17 protein-coding genes are annotated in these 16,734 nt (G+C 73.2%); 9 read left to right on the forward strand and 8 right to left on the reverse strand.

What is annotated here, in order from left to right:
* Positions 1 to 440 precede the first annotated feature (440 nt).
* Together AB0M43_RS32300 and AB0M43_RS32305 are read left to right on the forward strand one after the other, a co-directional pair.
* Positions 441 to 1,529 carry an MFS transporter gene (locus AB0M43_RS32300; protein ID WP_363729757.1) on the forward strand — a complete coding sequence of 363 codons (1,089 nt, stop codon included), beginning with the start codon at positions 441 to 443 and terminating at the stop codon, positions 1,527 to 1,529.
* Positions 1,530 to 2,077: 548 nt separating this feature from the next.
* A complete protein-coding gene (locus AB0M43_RS32305; protein WP_363729759.1) occupies positions 2,078 to 3,259 on the forward strand; it encodes an MFS transporter in 1,182 nt (393 codons plus the stop codon).
* A 365-nt stretch (positions 3,260 to 3,624) separates the two neighbouring features.
* On the opposite strand, the gene AB0M43_RS32310 is transcribed toward AB0M43_RS32305, so the two are convergent.
* Positions 3,625 to 4,125 carry a YbjN domain-containing protein gene (locus AB0M43_RS32310; protein ID WP_363729761.1) on the reverse strand — a complete coding sequence of 167 codons (501 nt, stop codon included), beginning with the start codon at positions 4,123 to 4,125 and terminating at the stop codon, positions 3,625 to 3,627.
* The gene (gene mshA / locus AB0M43_RS32315) at positions 4,122 to 5,438 is read right to left on the reverse strand and encodes a D-inositol-3-phosphate glycosyltransferase (protein ID WP_363729763.1); all 1,317 of its coding nucleotides are present in this window, start codon (positions 5,436 to 5,438) and stop codon (positions 4,122 to 4,124) included. Before mshA ends, AB0M43_RS32310 begins: the two co-directional genes overlap by 4 nt.
* A 103-nt stretch (positions 5,439 to 5,541) precedes the next feature.
* On the opposite strand from mshA, the gene AB0M43_RS32320 reads away from it, so the two are divergent.
* The 3 genes from AB0M43_RS32320 (at position 5,542) to AB0M43_RS32330 (ending at position 7,352) form a co-directional block, all read left to right on the forward strand.
* Entirely contained in the window at positions 5,542 to 6,276 is a 735-nt protein-coding gene (locus AB0M43_RS32320) for an SDR family oxidoreductase (RefSeq protein ID WP_363729766.1), read from the forward strand.
* Positions 6,273 to 7,067 (forward strand): class I SAM-dependent methyltransferase, encoded by a 795-nt coding sequence (locus AB0M43_RS32325; RefSeq protein ID WP_363729768.1) that lies wholly within the window; start codon positions 6,273 to 6,275, stop codon positions 7,065 to 7,067. Before AB0M43_RS32320 ends, AB0M43_RS32325 begins: the two co-directional genes overlap by 4 nt.
* A gap of 162 nt (positions 7,068 to 7,229) precedes the next feature.
* Entirely contained in the window at positions 7,230 to 7,352 is a 123-nt protein-coding gene (locus AB0M43_RS32330; protein ID WP_363729769.1) for a hypothetical protein, read from the forward strand.
* A gap of 13 nt (positions 7,353 to 7,365) precedes the next feature.
* Here AB0M43_RS32330 and AB0M43_RS32335 read toward each other — a convergent pair whose 3' ends face one another.
* On the reverse strand, positions 7,366 to 7,980 hold the full coding sequence (locus AB0M43_RS32335) for an SRPBCC family protein (RefSeq protein WP_363729771.1): 615 nt from the start codon (positions 7,978 to 7,980) through the stop codon (positions 7,366 to 7,368).
* A gap of 256 nt (positions 7,981 to 8,236) precedes the next feature.
* Between AB0M43_RS32335 and AB0M43_RS32340 the strand changes: the two genes are divergently transcribed.
* Together AB0M43_RS32340 and AB0M43_RS32345 are read left to right on the forward strand one after the other, a co-directional pair.
* Positions 8,237 to 8,563, forward strand: coding sequence for a hypothetical protein (locus AB0M43_RS32340; protein WP_363729773.1), 327 nt, complete (start codon positions 8,237 to 8,239; stop codon positions 8,561 to 8,563).
* A complete protein-coding gene (locus AB0M43_RS32345) occupies positions 8,542 to 8,742 on the forward strand; it encodes a hypothetical protein (protein WP_363729775.1) in 201 nt (66 codons plus the stop codon). The genes AB0M43_RS32340 and AB0M43_RS32345 overlap by 22 nt, the downstream gene beginning before the upstream one ends.
* A 138-nt stretch (positions 8,743 to 8,880) precedes the next feature.
* On the opposite strand, the gene AB0M43_RS32350 is transcribed toward AB0M43_RS32345, so the two are convergent.
* From AB0M43_RS32350 to AB0M43_RS32365, 4 genes are all read right to left on the reverse strand, one after another.
* Complete coding sequence (locus tag AB0M43_RS32350) at positions 8,881 to 9,873, reverse strand: UDP-N-acetylmuramate dehydrogenase (protein WP_363729777.1); 993 nt, start codon at positions 9,871 to 9,873, stop codon at positions 8,881 to 8,883.
* 97 nt (positions 9,874 to 9,970) lie between these two features.
* The gene (locus tag AB0M43_RS32355; RefSeq protein ID WP_363729779.1) at positions 9,971 to 10,480 is read right to left on the reverse strand and encodes an O-acetyl-ADP-ribose deacetylase; all 510 of its coding nucleotides are present in this window, start codon (positions 10,478 to 10,480) and stop codon (positions 9,971 to 9,973) included.
* A gap of 9 nt (positions 10,481 to 10,489) precedes the next feature.
* Positions 10,490 to 10,861, reverse strand: a complete 372-nt coding sequence (locus tag AB0M43_RS32360) for a hypothetical protein (protein ID WP_363729781.1) — start codon at positions 10,859 to 10,861, stop codon at positions 10,490 to 10,492.
* A gap of 41 nt (positions 10,862 to 10,902) precedes the next feature.
* Positions 10,903 to 11,265 (reverse strand): nuclear transport factor 2 family protein, encoded by a 363-nt coding sequence (locus AB0M43_RS32365; protein WP_363729784.1) that lies wholly within the window; start codon positions 11,263 to 11,265, stop codon positions 10,903 to 10,905.
* 118 nt (positions 11,266 to 11,383) lie between these two features.
* Here AB0M43_RS32365 and AB0M43_RS32370 point away from each other — a divergent pair, with 118 nt between their 5' ends.
* Entirely contained in the window at positions 11,384 to 14,362 is a 2,979-nt protein-coding gene (locus AB0M43_RS32370; protein ID WP_363729786.1) for an AAA family ATPase, read from the forward strand.
* Positions 14,359 to 15,558, forward strand: coding sequence for an allantoate amidohydrolase (locus AB0M43_RS32375; protein WP_363729789.1), 1,200 nt, complete (start codon positions 14,359 to 14,361; stop codon positions 15,556 to 15,558). The genes AB0M43_RS32370 and AB0M43_RS32375 overlap by 4 nt, the downstream gene beginning before the upstream one ends.
* Here AB0M43_RS32375 and AB0M43_RS32380 read toward each other — a convergent pair.
* Positions 15,523 to 16,293, reverse strand: coding sequence for an EI24 domain-containing protein (locus tag AB0M43_RS32380; RefSeq protein ID WP_363729792.1), 771 nt, complete (start codon positions 16,291 to 16,293; stop codon positions 15,523 to 15,525). The two genes, AB0M43_RS32375 and AB0M43_RS32380, sit on opposite strands and share 36 nt — an antisense overlap.
* Between the last annotated feature and the right edge of the window lie 441 nt (positions 16,294 to 16,734).

Consider the following 16,734-nt stretch of genomic DNA (forward strand, 5'->3'; position numbering starts at 1 on the left):
TTCGCACCCTGACTATCCATCCATGCGGAGACGCCACCCAGACAACAGGACACCGTTCCGACCAGCGCGAACACTCCGAGCGCCGCAACGGCAGGGCGCGACCAGGTACGCGGTGGCGCTGGCTTCCCCTCCGGGTCTACACCCTGTATCGGAGTAGGGGGCGTGCTTGCTGGTGGCTCTGCGGCGCTCTCAGCGGGCGCAGCAGGCGCAGGCGTAACCTCCGGCGCGGGCGCGGCCATGGGCCATAGTGGCGCGTCGGGCGGATCCGGTTCGGATGGTTCGGGGTCTCCCTGCATGTTGATCACCACCGTCGGGACAGCAATAGAGATCAACTGTACCCGCGCTAGCGAACGATCAAGGCCATGACCTGGGGAAACGTTCAGTTGACTTACTAGACACCTAAGTCGATACTTGACCTGATCTCCGTCCGGCACTACGACGTGTCCTACGCCGGCCTGGTCATCGGCCTCGGCGGCGCCGGCAACGCGCTCGGCACCCTGATCGGCGGGATCGTCGCCGACAAGTGGGGCCGCCGGCCCGCCATGCTCGGCGCGACCGTGCCCGCCGCGATCACCATGGTCAGCCTCGGCCTCACCCACAACCAGTGGGTCATCCCAGCGCTGTCCCTGCTCCTGGGCACCCTGCTGGGCATCGCCCGGCCCGCGTACGGGGCGACGATCGTGGACGTGGTCGGCGACAAGGACCGGGCCCGCGCGCTGACCCTCAACTACTGGGCGATCAACATCGGGTTCTCCGCCGCGATGCTGCTCGCCGGCCTGCTCGCGCACACGAGGCCGATCCTGCTGTTCACCACGAACGCCACCGTGCTGCTCCTCGTCGGGTTGCTGATCGCGGTCAAGGTGCCCGAGACCCGGCCGGTCGCGCCGGTCACCGAACGCCCGGCGGCCATCGGGCTCGGCGCGGTGTTCCGGGACCGGACCTTCGTGGTGTTCGTCCTGATCAACCTGCTGACCTGGACCATGATCGAGGCGTGCGAGATGCTGCCCGCCTCGTTGACGGAGGACGGGCTGGGCGCGACCTCCTACGGCCAGATCATCGTCGTCAACGGCCTGATGATCGTGGTCGGCCAGCTGTTCATGCCGAAGCTCATCGCCCGGTTCCGGCGGGACCGGATGCTCGCGGTGTCCGCCCTGACGATCGGCGTCGGGTTCGGGCTGGTCGTGTTCGCCGACAGCCTGTGGATGTACATGGTCACCGTCGGGGTGTGGACGTTCGGCGAGATGCTGATGGTGCCGGCCACCTCGGCGCTGGTCGCGGACCTGTCCCCGCCGGACGCCCGGGGCCGGTACCAGGGCGTGGCCTCCTTCGGCTTCACCGGCGCGACGTTCCTCGGCCCGGTCGGCGGCGGGCTCGTGGCCCAGCACCTCGGGACGACGACGTTGTGGCTGGTGGTGGCAGGGCTGGGCGTGGTGGTCGCCGTCGCGAACCTGGTGGTGGGGCCGGCGCGGGCGCGGCGGGTGGCGATCATGCGCGCGACGAGCCGAGACCGGGAACTGGTCGCGGCGTAGTCCCCGTGGGACCCGGGGCCGCTCCGGGACGACGTCGAGGCCCGGTCACGGGGCCGGGCCTAGACGTCACGGAGCGGCCCGGTCACCGGGGTCCGGCTCAGACCTTGCATGGGGCCAGGTCACGGGGCCGGCCAGGTGCTACGAAAGATCCCGGTCACGGGACCCGGCCCGAGCGGCGCAGCCCGTCACGGGACTCGGCCCAGACGTCACGGAGCGGCCCGGTCACGGGGGCTTGGCGTAGGCGTCGCGGAACAGCCGGCCCTGGGCCTGGGGCGCAGCCCGGTCACGGGGCCCCGCCTCGACTTCGCAGAGCAGCCCGGTGGCGGGGCCGGCGCAGGCGCGGCCCGTCGCGAGGTGGGGCCCATCGTCGGGCGGCGGCCCGGTCACGCTGTGGTCCGCGCGCCGACCGGGGCAGGGCCGTCGGGGTCACCGCGCGTGACGAGTGACGAGGGACACGTCCAGGTGTCGGGACGACCACTGTTGGCCGGGAGCCCCAGCTCGTAGCGTTGGTAATCGCTTACCGATCACATTCTTTCCTGAGGAGCGCCGTGCGCGGGCTGTCAGGCACCTACTGGGCGATCTGGACCGGGCTCCTGATCAACCGGCTCGGCGGCTTCGCCATCATCTTCCTGGCGATCTACCTCAAGGACATCCGCGGCATGAGTACCGCCGCGACGGGGCTCGTGATCGGCCTGCACGGCGCGGGTGGCGCGCTCGGCGTCCTCGCGGGCGGGGTGCTCGCCGACCGGTGGGGGCGCCGGAAGACCATGCTGCTGGCGTACTCCACGTCGGCGGTGCTCATGATGGCCGTCGGGCTGTCGAGTACCCCGGTCGCGATCGCCGTCACCGCCACCCTGCTCGGGATCACCACCCAGCTGGGCGGACCGGCGGCCGTCGCGGCGATCACCGACGTGGTCCCCGAGCCGAGGCGGCTCCAGGCGTTCAACCTGCTGTACTGGGCCTTCTTCGGCGGGGCCGCCGTCGCCGCCCTGCTGGTCGGGGTGCTCGCCGACGTCTCCTACCTGCTCCTGTTCGGGCTGGACGCGGCGGCCACGCTGATCGCGGTGCTGATCATCCTGTTCAAGGTGCCCGAGACGCTGGTCCGGCATCCGCACGTGACCGGCGGGAAGGGCCTCGGGCGCGCGCTGACCGACCGGCCGTATCTCGTGTTCGTCGGGCTGACGTTCCTGATGGCGATGATCTTCGCGCAGAGTACGACGATGCTGCCGCTCGCGATGAAGGGCGACGGCCTGAGCACGGGCCAGTACGGCCTGGTCATGGCGCTCAGCGCGGGCATGGTCGTCGCCGGGCAGCTGTTCGTGCCCAAGCTGATCGGCCGGGCGCGCAAGGCCCGGGTGCTCGCCCTCGCCCTGCTCCTGGTGGCGGTCGGCTACGGGGCGACGGCGCTGGTCGGCTCCCTCGCCGGGTACGCCATCACGGTCGTGATCTGGACCGTCGGCCAGATGCTCGCCGCCCCGCCCAACGCGGCGATCATCGCGGAGTTGTCCCCGGAGCGGCTGCGGGGCCAGTACCAGGGAGTGTTCAATCTGTCCTTCGCCGCGTCGGCGTTCGCCGCGCCCGCGCTGGGTGGCCTGAGTCTGCAGACGCTCGGCGACTGGCACTGGGTGATCTGCCTGGGACTGGGGCTCGCGACGGCGGCGGGGCACCTGGTCACGGGGCCGGCCCGGGAGCGCCGGGTGGCGGAGCAGCGGGAACTCGTCGACGCCTGAGGGGCGGGTGCGGCAGGAGCGGGATGCGGCCTCGGGCGGATGCGGCTCGCGGGGTCCGGCCCGGCCGGAGGCTCAAGGCCTGCCACGGCGCACGGGGACTCAAGGCCTGCCACGGCGCACGGGAAACGGAGAAGCGGGCGTAGGAAAGGAGCCCCCCGACTCGGATCCCACGCCCGCCAACCTTCGTCGCGGCGGCCGCCACCCCCCGGCAGCGCTCAGCGACAGCAGCCACGCGACACCGGACCTGTAGCCCCCCGACCACTGTCCTGGTGTCGCGCGACACCTTGCCCCCGTAACTAGGGGTAACCATAGGTGATCAACAAATTGATACGCAAGCGTTGCCAACTGTACGATCCCTCACACGGCTACTGTCTGCTATTGGACTCGTCCGTGTCGCCCACCAGGTGCTGGAACGCCGCCAGGTTCGCCAGCGACTCCCCCCGGGAGACCCGCCAGGCCCACTCGCGCCGGATCGCCGAGCTGAAGCCGAGCTCCAGCAGCGGGTCGAAGCTCTCGTCGGCGTAGGTGAGCACGGAGCCCAGCAGCCGGTCCAGGTCGTCCTCCGTGAGGCCCGACAGCGGCACCCGGCCGGTCAGGTACACGTCGCCGACCGCGTCGATGGCAAACGAGACGCCGAACATGGCGGCGTTGCGCCGGAGCAGGTACGCCCAGACGGCCTCGCGGTTCTCGTCGGGCTGGCGGATCACGAACGCCTCGACCTTCAGCGCGTGTTCGCCGACGGTCAGGTTGCAGACGGTCTTCAGCTTGTGGGTACCGGGCAGGGTGACCACGAACCTGTCCCCGGTCCGCTCGTACTCCAGCTCCCGGGCGCGCAGCGTCGTCTCGATCAGCTCGGTGAGACTCACAGCCCGGCGACCTCCAGCAGACGGGAACGGTGCACGGCGAGCGCGGCCCGGTAACCGGCGAGCAGCCCGTCGGTGGTCCGCGCCCAGGAGAAGTCTTGCGCATGCGCGACGGCTCCGGCGGACAACTCGGCCCGACGCGCCGGGGCGTGCGCCAGCCGGGTGATCGCGGTGGCCCAGTCGTGCGGGTCGTGGGTGTCGATCAGCAGGCCGCTGACCTCGTCCCGCACGGCCGTGGTGAGCCCGCCGACGGCCGCCGCGACGACCGGGGTGCCGCAGGCCTGCGCCTCGACGGCGACCAGGCCGAAGGACTCGTTGTAGCTGGGGACGGCGACGAGGTCGGCCGCGCGGTACAGGTCGGCGAGCGCCGAACCGCCCTGCGGCGGGATGAAGCGCACGACGTCGCCCAGCCCGAGGGAGCTGGTCAGGGCGGCGAGGTCCAGGCCGCTGCCGCTGTTGCCGCCGCAGATCAGGACCACCAGTCGGCGGGCCAGCTCCGGGTCCCGGGCGACGATCTCGGCGGCGGCCCGCACGAGCACGTCGGGGGCCTTGAGCGGCTGGATCCGGCCGACGAAGGCGAGCACGTACGCGTCGTCGGGCAGGCCGAACCGGCGGCGCGCCGAGGACTGGCTGCCGGGGCTGAACCGGTCGAGGTCCACGCCGGGCTCGACGACCTCGACCTGGGAGCAGTCGGCGTCGTACAGGTTGATCAGGTCCCGGGCCTCGGCCAGCGTGTTGGCGATCAGCAGGTCGGACTCGGCGACCACCTGCTCCTCGCCGATCACGCGCGCCTTCGGTTCGGGCTGGTCACCTTCCGCGAGCTGCGCGTTCTTCACCTTGGCCAGGGTGTGCGCGGTGTGCACGAGCGGCACGCCCCAGCGGTCCTTGGCGAGCCAGCCGGCCTGCCCGGACAGCCAGTAGTGCGAGTGCACCAGGTCGTACCAGCCGGGGGTGCGGGACGCCTCGGCGCGGAGCACGCCCTGGGTGAACGCGCACAGCTGCGCCGGCAGCTCCTCCTTGCTGAGGCCCTGGAACGGGCCGGCGTGCACGTGCCGGACGGTCACGCCCGGGGCCATCTCGACGGTCGGCGGCAGGTCGCTGGACGTGGCGCGGGTGAAGATCTCCACCTCGACGCCCGCCTGGGCGAGCCGGCGCGACACCTCGACGATGTACACGTTCATGCCGCCGGCGTCACCCGTACCCGGCTGGTGCAGGGGTGACGTATGCACCGAAAGCGTGGCAATTCGGCGCGGCAGCTCAGAAGAGAATGGCACGCGAGTGATAACTGCGTTCCGAACATGGCTCTTCCCCGCCATACCCCCTGGGTGGCGTGACTCACAGCTGGAATCGGACATTGAACTCGGTCGCGGTCCGGAGCACCCGTTCTGAGGGGGCACCCGCCTGCCTAAGATCGGACGCATGAGACCCACAGCCGTCGTCACCGGTGCTTCGAGCGGGATCGGGGCCGCCACCGCGCGCCGGCTCGCCGCCGAGGGCTTCCACGTCGTCCTCGCCGCGCGCCGCGCCGACCGGATCAAGGCCCTGGCCGACGAGCTGGGCGGCACCGCCGTGCCGTGCGACATCACCTCCGACGCCGAGGTCGCGGCCCTCGCGTCCGCCGTCGGCGAGGTCGAGGTGCTGGTCAACAACGCCGGTGGCGCGTTCGGGGCCGACACCGTCGAGGCAGGCAAGATCAAGGACTGGTCCTGGATGTACGAGGTGAACGTCCTCGGCTCGCTCCGGGTCACCCAGGCGCTGCTGCCGGCCCTGGAGGCGTCCGGCCGGGGCTCGATCGTGATGATCTCGTCCACGGCGGCCCTGGCGGCCTACGAGGGCGGCGGGGGCTACGTCGCCGCCAAGCACGCCCAGACCGCGCTCACCGAGACGCTGCGGCTGGAGCTGTGCGGCCGGCCGGTCCGGGTGATCGAGATCGACCCCGGCATGGTGCGGACCGAGGAGTTCGCGCTCAACCGGCTCGGGGACCAGGACAAGGCCGCCAAGGTGTACGCCGGGGTGGCCGAGCCGCTCGTCGCCGACGACGTGGCCGACGCGGTCGCGTGGACCGTGACCCGGCCGCACTACGTGAACATCGACCGGATCGTGCTCCGGCCGCTGGCCCAGGCGGCCAACCACAAGGTGCACCGGGTGCTGTGAGCCGGGCCGAAGGCACCCCGGGCGTCCGGCCGGCCCCGGTGAAGCCCGTCGGGGAGGTCACCCGGGGGACCACGAACCCCAACCGGTTGCGCAGGTTCGACCGGTGGATCGCCTGGCGGTACCCGGAGCTGCTCGGCCTCGTCGTCGACCTCGGCTACGGGGCGTCGGCGGTCACGACCGTCGAGATGCACCGGCGGCTGCGCCCGTCGCGCACCGTGGGCCTGGAGATAGATCCTTTCCGGGTACTGGCGGCCCAGCCCTTCGGCACCGGCTCGCTCTCCTTCCGGCGGGGCGGCTTCGAACTCGCCGGGCTGCGGCCGACCCTGGTCCGGGCGTGCAACGTCCTCCGCCAGTACGACGAGGGGGCGGTCGCCGACGCGTGGCGGCAGATGACCTCCGCGCTCGCGCCCGGCGGGGTACTCGTCGAGGGCACGTGCGACGAGCTCGGCCGGGTGTGCGCGTGGCTCGCCGTCACCCCGGCCGGGCCGGTGTCGCTGACGTTCTCCGTGGCCCTCGCCGACCTGGAACGCCCGGCGGTGATCGCCGAACGGCTACCCAAGGCCCTGATCCACCGCAACGTACCCGGGGAACGGGTCCACGAACTGCTGACCGCGCTCGACGACGCGTGGCTGGCCGCCGCGCCGTACAAGGCGTTCGGCGCCCGGGACCGGTGGGTGCGGGCGGTGACGGTGCTCCGGGACGCGGGCTGGCCGGTGCGCGACCGGCCGGGGCGCTGGCGGCTGGGCGAGCTGACCGTGGACTGGCCGGTGCCCGCGCGCCCAGGGTCCTGACGGGACCCCGAGCGACCGCTGCGGGTACTCGTACCATCCAAAGTGGATTGTTGTTCCTTGTTTTTGTTGTGGGCGCCCGAAAACGGGGCAGCCGGGCCCGACCGGATGGACCGGGAGTTGTAGCCTCGGCGTTCGACCAGCGGATCGGCGCGGGGAGGCAGGGTGCACGGAATGGCCGGCGACGGCGAGCGTTCGCACCGGTGGTGGACGATCGGCGCGTCGATCCTGACCGCCCTGCTCGCGGTGGCGGGCGTAGCGATGTGGATCAGTATCGTCCGACCCTAGGCACCGCCGCGCGTCACGGGGCGTAGGCCGCCGTCGTGCGGGCCGCCGCCGCCGCCGCGTCCAGCGCCGAGGCCCCCGACAGCGCGTGCGCGTTCCCCCAGGACATGCCCGCGCGGGTCACGAACTCCCGGGCCTCCGGCGACGACTGCCAGGCCACCGGGTCCGTGATCGGCTCGCCGCGCAGGTGCCGGCCCAGGCCCAGGACGGCCAGGTCCCAGCCCACGCCGACCGCGCCCGGCCCGAACTCCGCCCAGTGCTCGTCCACCGCCACGGCGTGTTCGAGGTCGAGCACCGTGCCGCCCGCCGAATCCTCCGACAGCCGGAGTTCGAGTTCGGTGGTGCTCTCGCCGAACACCCAGCTCAGGGTCAGCAGGTGCGGCGGCTCGCAGCGCCGGATCTCGCCACCCGCGTTGCCCTCCAGCTGGTACTTCCCCCCGACCCGGAGGTCACCGGTGACCGGCAGGAACCAGGCCCGGAGCCGGTCCGGGTCCGTGCAGGCGGCCCAGACCTCGGCGACCGGCTCGGGGAACGCGCGTTGCAGCAGGACGGTGCGGTCCTGGCCGGTCAGCGTGGCGCGCCCGCCGACCATGCGGCGCACCGCGTCCACCTCGCTGGCAATGTCGACCATGACCGTTCCCTTCCGTATGGCGGGCGCCGCCCGGTGCGGCGGTCCGCCCTCGACCGTAGTCCCGGAACGGGCCGGGTGCCGGCCGCGCGCCGGATCCGGTCGGCGACACTCACTCACGCTGAGGCCGGCGATTACGCTGCGTTAGCTCCGGGGGCGGTGCGAGTCTGACTGGGCGTACGGTGCCCGCCGAATCCCTCCACCGAGCGTGTAACAAAAACCACCCTGCGACACGAACTAACCGACGAGGAGGTCCACCATGCCCACGATCACCCGACTTGCCACAGTGGAGACCACTGTCCAGGCCGGCCGAGCCGCCGTCGTCAGTCTGCGGCTCGACAACGACGGATTCCACACGTACTGGCTGGTGCCCGGCGACACCTACCGGCTCCGGTTCGTGGGCTTCCACTGGCAGGTCACCGGGGGATCGTGGTTCGCGGCGGGGCACAGCTACCGGCTGACCCGCGCGGGGATGCCCCTGGTCTCCGTACCGACGGATCGGGGTGAGGTCGTTCTGCTGCCGTCGCACGAGTACCTGATACACCACGTCGGGGAGGGTGACTGGTGGCTGTCGCGGTGCGGGTGACCGTGCCGCCACAGTGCAAGCATCCGAGCTGCTTCGACGGCCGGGTGGAACGGAGCCGGTTCACCCGGGCCGAGGTGGAGGCGTTCTCCACGCAGCAGCTCAGTCGGGTCGAGGTGTTCGAGTGTCCGACGTTTCCGGGGATGTTCCATACCCGGGCCAGGCGGGGGTGGCGGATCTGACCGGGGGTTTCCGGGCGGCTCGGGCCCGGGCGTCGCTGGCCCGGGGGCTCGGCGTGGGCCCGGGCGTTGCTGGCCCGAGGGCTCAGCGCGGACCCGGGCGGCGTGGGCCCGGGCGGCTCGCGTGGGCCCGGGGCGGGGTCAGACCAGGACCGGTTCGGGGTGCAGCGCCACGCCGAACCGGGCCGACACCCCCGCCGCGATCTCGTCGGCGAGCGCCAGGAGTTCCGTCGTCGTGCCCCCGCCCCGGTTCGTGAGCGCCAGGGTGTGCTTGGAGGAGATGGCGACATTGCCCCGGGCGTAGCCCTTCGGGAAGCCCGACCGCTCGATCAGCCACGCCGCCGGCACCTTCACCAGGTCACCGTGCGGCCAGCGCGGCGCGTCCTCCGGCAGCCCCGCCGCGACCTCGGGCGTGACCAGCGGATTCGTGAAGAACGACCCCACGCTGTACGTGTCCGGGTCGGCCCCGTCGAGCAGCATCCCCTTGCCGGCGCGCAGCCGGAGCACCGTCTCGCGGGCCGTCGCCAGGGGCACCCGGTCCCCGATCTCGACGCCGAGGGCGCGGGCCAGCTCGGCGTACCGGACGGGGGCTGATCGTGGATCCCTGGCGAGCTGGAGCGTCACGCCCAGCAGGACGAACCGGTCATTGTTCTTGAAGACACTGCTGCGGTACGCGAACCCGCAGTCCCCCGGCCCCCACGTCTCGGTGACGTCGCGCCGCCGGTCGTACAGCTCGACGCTGACCACGCGCTCGGCGATCTCCTGGCCGTACGCCCCCACGTTCTGGATCGGGGTCGCGCCCGCCGAACCGGGGATGCCCGAGAGCGCCTCGATCCCGGAGTACCCCTCGGCGATGGCCTCGGCGACCACCTCGTCCCACGGGTGACCCGCCTCGACATGCACCTGATCCCCGTGGAACCGCAGGCCACGGGACCGCAGCAGCACCACCGTCCCGGCGAACCCGGCGTCGGAGACCACCACGTTGCTCCCGCCGGCCAGCACGAACAGCGGCCCCGGGGTCTTCACCGCCGCCACCGCCTCCGCCGCGTCGGCCACCTCGATCAGCCGCTCGGCGGGCCCGCCCAGCCGCAGCGTCGTGTACTGGTCCAGCCGGTCCTCAGTCGTCTCGCGCACGACCCCAGCCTAGGCGGGGGGCTGGGGCGGTCCGTGGATGGCTCTGGATCGGATGATCCGGGGCACGGTCTACCGGTGCGCGGGCGGCCCTGCCCGGTCACTCCGCGAGGAGGCGCTCCGCGAGGGCCAGGCGGTCCGTTTCGAAGAGGACGAGGGTGGCTGTGGTCACGGTGGTGTCGGCGGTGCGGAGCGCCGCCAGGGCGAGCCGGATCGCGTCCTCCGCGGGCCACCGGTAGATCCCCGCCGAGATCAGGGGGAACGCCACCGTCGCCGCGCCCAGCTCGTCGGCCACCCGCAGGGACTCCGTGTAGCAGGACCGGAGCTCGGCCGAGCGGTCGAGAGTGGGCGAGTACACCGGGCCGACGGTGTGGATCACCCAGCGGGCCGGGAGCCTGCCGGCCGTCGTGGCGACCGCCTGACCCGTCCGCAGCCCCTTGCCGTGGTGCCCGGCCCGGAGCGCCCGGCACTCGGCCAGGATCTCCGGACCACCCTTCCGGTGGATCGCGCCGTCCACGCCGCCCCCGCCGAGCAGCGAGGAGTTGGCGGCGTTGACGATCGCGTCCACGTGCTGGGCGGTGATGTCGCCGGCGGCGAGTTCGATGCGCATTCCGCTGATCTAACCCGCCCGGCGCAGCCCGAGCATCTGGAATCCCGCGAAGCCCGCGACGGTCCCGGCCTGGAGCACCGCCCAGACCGCGCCGACCGTGCTGGCCGACAGGGCACCGGTGGCCAGCTCCGCGACGCTCACGACGGCCCACAGCACGTTCGCGACGATGATCGTGCCGATGAGCGGTCGGTTCGGGGTCGCCGGCATCGAGGCCAGCCACACGCCGGCCCCGAAGAGGATCAGGAAGATCCCGACCGGGACGAAGAGTTCTTTCGGGTACCCGAGGAGGTCGTGCAGGGGTCCGGCCAGCGCGAGGTAGGCCAGGCCGTTGCCGGCGGTGACCAGGGCGTCGAGGCGGAGGGCGATGCGCAGGAGCTTCATGGTGGATCCAATCGGGGGTGCGGAGGGGCGGAGGGGTGGGGTCAGGCGGTCGGGACCTTGTCGAGGAAGCCGTGCACCGTGCCGATCCGGCCGCCGACCAGGGTCACCACGTCGAACCCGACCACGATCGGCTCGGCACCGGCCGGCCCCAGTCCCCACTGGAACCGCGCCAGGTCGTGGTGCGCGTCCACCGCCCCGACCAGCGAGAACACCAGCCCCGGGAACTGGGTCTGCACCGCGCCGATCACCGCGTCGACCGCGTCGCGGCCCTGGACGGACACCAGCGGGTCGATGTAGACCGCGTCGTCGGTCCAGATCTCCTGGAGCGCGGCGCGCCGGGCGGCCGGGTCGGTCTCGTTCCAGCTGGCGAGGTAGCGGCCGACCAGTTCGGTAACGTCAGTCATGGCTTTTCTCCCTGTTCAGGTGCTTCGTTCTGCTGAGGAGAACGCTACGGAGATCCGCCGGCCCCGGAATCTGTCACGCATAGGTACTTCGCCCGGGGCCCATAGGTAGGGTCGGCGGATGCTGCATGGCCGGACGGGGGAACGAACGGCGATCGACAGGCTGCTGGCCGACTGTCGCGCCGGCACGAGCGGCGCCCTGCTCCTCAGTGGAGACCCGGGAATCGGAAAAACCGCCCTTCTGCGGTACGCCACCGAGCACGCCGCCGACCTCCGCCTCCTGCGCGGCACGGGCATCGAGTCGGAGGCCGAACTGCCGTTCGCCGGGTTGCACATGGTGCTCCGCCCGGTCCTCGACCGGCTCGACAGCCTCCCGGGTCCGCAGCGGGCGGCCCTGCGCGGAGCCTTCGGCCTGGACCCGGACGCGCCCCCGAAGCCCCAGACCGGCGGGCCCACCGGACGGGAGCCGGGCGTCGCGGCCGGCACCAGCGCTGATCCCGTGCCGGAGCACGCGTCCCGGGAGCCCGCCGACCGGCTGCTCACCAGCCTGGCCGTCCTGACGCTGCTGTCCGAGCTGGGTCCCGTGTTGTGCGTGGTGGACGACGCGCAGTGGCTCGACCGGGCGTCGGCCGAGGTCCTGCTGTTCGCCGCCCGCCGGCTCGACGCCGAGGGTGTCGGCCTGTTGCTGGCCGCCCGCCCCGAGTTCACGGCCCCCGGCGTGCCGTCGCTGGTCCTGACCGGTCTCGCGCCGGAGGCGTCCGCCGCCCTGCTCGACGAGCGGGAGCCGGGTCTCGCCCCGACCGTCCGGTACCGGGTGCTCGCCGAGTCCGTCGGTAACCCCCTGGCGCTGCTGGAACTCCCCGCCGCCCTCACCTCCGAACCCACCGCCCCCGGCGCTCTCCCCTCGACCGTCGGCACCGTCGGGTCCGCCACCCTCGGCGTGCTCCCCTCGCCCGGGACCGGCACCCCCGGCGCCCTCCCCCTGACCGGTCGCCTCCAGGACGCCTTCCACGCCCAGGTCGCCCGGCTACCGGCGGCCACCCGGACCCTGCTGCTCATCGCGGCCGCCGACGACACCGGGGACCCCGGGCTGATCCTGCGGGCCGGCGCGACCCTCGGGGCGGGCCTCGCCGACGTGGCCCCCGCCGAGCACCTGGTGGACGAGGGCAGCGGGACCGTGGCGTTCCGGCATCCGCTGGTCCGGGCGGCGGTCTACCAGGGCGCGGCGCTGCTCGACCGGATCGCCGCGCACCGGGCGCTCGCCGACGCGCTGGACGGCGAGGACGCCGACCGGCGCGCCTGGCACCTGGCGGCCGCCGCGACAGGCCCGGACGAACAGGTCGCGGCGGCGCTGGAACGGTCGGCGGAGCGCTCCCGGTCCCGGAGCGGGCACGCGGCGGCCACGACGGCGTACGAGCGGGCCGCCCGGTTGAGCGCCGACCGGTCGGCCCGGGGCGAACGGCTGACGCTGGCGGCGGAGTCGGCGGTGGACGCGGGTGACCTGGACGAGGCGGGCCGGCTCGCGGACGAGGCGGCGGGGGCGCTGCCGCCCGAGCGGTCCTCCGGGTCCACGCGGGACGCGGGGGCCGTGCGCGCCGCCGGGCACACGCGGCTCGCCCTGCTCCGGGGCACGGTCGGCTTCTGGCGCGGGGACTTCCGGGCCGCCCACCAGCTCCTCGTGACCGGCGCGGAGACGGCCGGCGACCGGGAGCACGCGGCGAGAATGCTGGTCCAGGCGTTCCACACCGCGTGGTACACCGACGAGGCGACCGTGGTGGATGTCGTCGCCCGGTTGAACGACGTCTCGGCCTCGCCGGTGACCCGATTCCTGACGGCGGCCATGTCGCCGCTCACCGGCCGACCGGTGCCGGTGGGCGACACCCTCGACGCGGCGCTGCGGGCCGTGGCGGACAGCCCGCGCGACCTGGCCATGGTGCTCGGCGGGGCGCTCGTGGTCGGCCGGGACGACGTGACCCACCGCGAGGCGGCGGTGCTCGCGGCGGCCGGGCGCGCGGAGGGCCGGTGCGGGTTGCTGCCCACCGTGCTGTTCTTCCTGGCCGAGGGGGAGTTGTTCGCCGGGCGGCACGCGGAGGCCACCGCGACGGCGCGCGAGGCGGTCCGGATCGCGGAGGACACCGGGCAGCGGCAGTGGTTGAGCCAGGTCAACGCGTTGTTGGCGTACCTGGCCGCGATCCGGGGCGACGAGGACGCCTGCCAGGCACACGCGGCGGCCGCCCGGCGCGCCGAGGCCGGTGGACCGTGGACGGACTGGGCGCTCGGGATGCTCGACCTGGGGCTGGGCCGGGTGGAGGCGGCGCTGGTCCGGTTCGAGGCGCTGGCCGGCGGGCCGCTGGGGTTCCACGTGTCGGCGACCCGGTGCGTACCCGACCTGGTGGAGGCGGCGGTCAGGCTGGGCCGGCCGGAGCGGGCGCGCGCACCCCTGGCCCGGTTCGAGAGGTGGGCGGCGCACACCGGCCAGCCGTGGGCGCAGGCCCTGGTCCACCGCTGCCACGCGCTCCTGACCAGCGACGAAGCCGCCTACGAGGCGGCCCTGGGCCTCCCCCCGGCCCCATTCCCACTGGATCGGCACGCCCTGGCAGACCAGGCCCGCACCGAACAGGCCCCAGCTCATGCCACACCGGACCGGCATCCGCTACCCGGCCTCGACCAGGCCCCGGCCACCCCCGGTCGGCACGCCCCCGCCGGCCCACCCCCGACCGGTCGCCCCTTCGAGCAGGCCCGCACCGACCTCCTCTACGGCGAGTGGCTCCGCCGGGGCAGGCGCAAGGCGGAGGCCCGCCCGCACCTGCGTACCGCGATGGAGGTCTTCGAACTTCTCGGCGCGACCCCGTGGGCCGACCGGGCCCGCGCCGAACTCACCGCGACCGGCGAACACGCCCCGGCGCACCCGACCGGCCCCCTGTCGACCCTCACCCCGCAGGAGCTCGCGATCGTCCAGCTCGCCGCCGGGGGCCTGTCGAACCGGGACATCGCCGCCCGGCTGTTCCTGAGCCCGAGGACGGTCGGGCACCACCTGTACAAGGCGTATCCCAAGCTGGGGATCCTGTCCCGCAGCGAGCTGACTAAGTTGGTGGCATGAGCTTCGAGGAAATGTGGCGGGACCTGGCCCCGGTCGGACGGTTCGAGTCGACGGGTGGCTACCGGAGGTACACGCTCGGGGCCGCGGAGATGGAGTGCCGCGCCTGGTTCGTCGAGGAGGCGGCCCGCCGGGACATGCCGGTGCGCGTGGACGGCAACGGCAACCTGTGGGCGTGGTGGGGCGACCCGGACGCGGGGGACGCGGTGGTGACGGGCAGCCACCTGGACTCCGTACCCGACGGCGGGGCCTTCGACGGTCCGCTCGGGGTGGTGAGCGCCTTCGCGGCCGTGGACCGGCTGCGGGCGGAGCGGTTCGTGCCGAGGCGGCCGATCGCGGTGACGGCGTTCGCGGAGGAGGAGGGCGCGCGGTTCGGGATCGCGTGCCTGGGTTCGCGGCTGATGGCGGGCGCGATCACCGCCGACAAGGCGCTGAGTCTGACCGACGCGTCGGGGGTCACGTTCGGTGACGCGATGGCCGGTGCCGGCTTCGACCCGGCCGCGATCGGGCCGGATCCGGCGCTGATGGCGAAGGTCGGCGTGTACATCGAGCTGCACGTCGAGCAGGGTCGCGGCCTGATCGACATGGACCGGCCGGTCGCGGTCGGCGAGGCGATCTGGCCGCACGGCCGGTGGCGGCTCGACTTCACGGGCGAGGCCAACCATGCGGGTACGACCCGGCTGGAGGACCGCCGCGACCCCATGCTGACGTACGCGAACACGGTGCTCGCCGCGCGCAAGAAGGCCCGGCTGGGCGGCGCGGTCGCCACGATCGGCAAGCTGGTCTGCGAGCCGAACGGCACGAACGCGGTGCCGTCGCGGGTCACGGCCTGGCTGGACGCCCGCGCGCCCCGCGAGTCGACCCTGCGCGAGGTCGTCACGGAGATCGAGAAGGCGTCCAACGAGCGCGCCGGCCGGGACGAGACCGGGTTCACGATGGTGAACGAGTCCTACACGGGCGAGACGACGTTCGACCCGTCGCTGCGGAACAAGCTGGCCTCGCTGCTCGGCAACGCGCCGGTCCTGGGCACCGGGGCCGGCCACGACGCGGGTGTGCTGGCCGTGGCGGGGGTGACGACGGCGATGCTGTTCGTCCGGAACCCGACGGGCGTGTCGCACTCCCCCGACGAGTACGCCGAGATCCCCGACTGCCTGTCCGGGGTGTCAGCGCTGGTCGACGTACTGCGCTCGCTCGCCTAGCACCTCGCGCGCCAGCAGGGTCGCCCCGGCCACGGCCGCCGGGGTGACCAGGATGACCCCGCCCGGGATGAGGAAGCACAGGAACGTGGCCGTCCCGAACCCGACGGCCAGGGCGCGCCGCCCCTTGAGGATCCGCCGCCGGTCCCAGACCCGCAGCCCCCGGCGCTGGAACGGCACCGACGTGAGCTCCATGGTCAGGAACCAGCCGCCGACGAGCGCGCCGAGCACCGGCACCACGGTCTGGCCGATCACCGGGATGAACCCCAGCGCGAACAGCACGATCCCGAACAGCAGCGACTTGGCGACGAGGCGCAGCGAGTCCACGATCGACCGTCCGATGGACCGGGCCAGGGAGACCTCCACCTCGCCGGTCACCCCGCCCCGGGCGTCCTCGACCTTCTCGGAGATCTTCTCGTAGAACGGGTCGCCGATCGCCAGGGTCAGCGCCGTGTACAACAGCACGCCGAGGAGCAGGGACAGCCCGACGAGGAGCGCCGCCGCCGTGAAGCGCAGCAGGTCGCGGCCGGTCTCGTCCCAGGAGTCCGCGAACGGGGTGATCCAGGTGGCGAGGTCGCCGACGTTGGCCCAGAAGAAGATCAGGGCCGTGAGCATGACGATCCCGGCGATGATGGCGGGGATCAGGCCCAGCGCCAACAGTCGGGGCGAACGGAACCACAGTCCCAGCCCCTTGCCGAGATAGCCGACCCCGGCGAAGAAGTCCCGCGCGACACTCATCGCCACAGAGTAGGGGACCACCCCAAACCCTTCATCGGGGTACGCCTCCCGCCCGGCAACTCCGCAGCTCCCCACCGGCCCCGGGGCACCGGGATGTGGCCGCACCCCTACCGGTCGCCAGCCGAAGGCCCACCATGCGCCGGGGATCGGGCCGAGCCGGCCGGGCGCCAGCCGAAGGCCCACCTCGCGCCGGGGAGCAGGCCACATGAACTCAGGCGCCAGCCGGAGGCCGACCTTCTGCCGGGGCTGGCGCCGAAACAGGCCGGGGTCCGGCCGACGGTTCGTCGGGGCTGACGCCGAACCAGGCCGGCGCCAGCCGAAGGCCCACCGTGCGCCAGGGGCAGGCCGGGCGACAACCGTAGGTGAACTGGCGCTGGGGACGGGGGCGGATCGGACACTATTCGGACATTCGCGCCGCGCTGGGGTCGCGCCGAGTCGGGC

It is taken from the genome of Longispora sp. NPDC051575 (genome assembly GCF_040681875.1).
In the GTDB taxonomy this organism is placed as follows: Bacteria; Actinomycetota; Actinomycetes; order Mycobacteriales; family Micromonosporaceae; genus Longispora.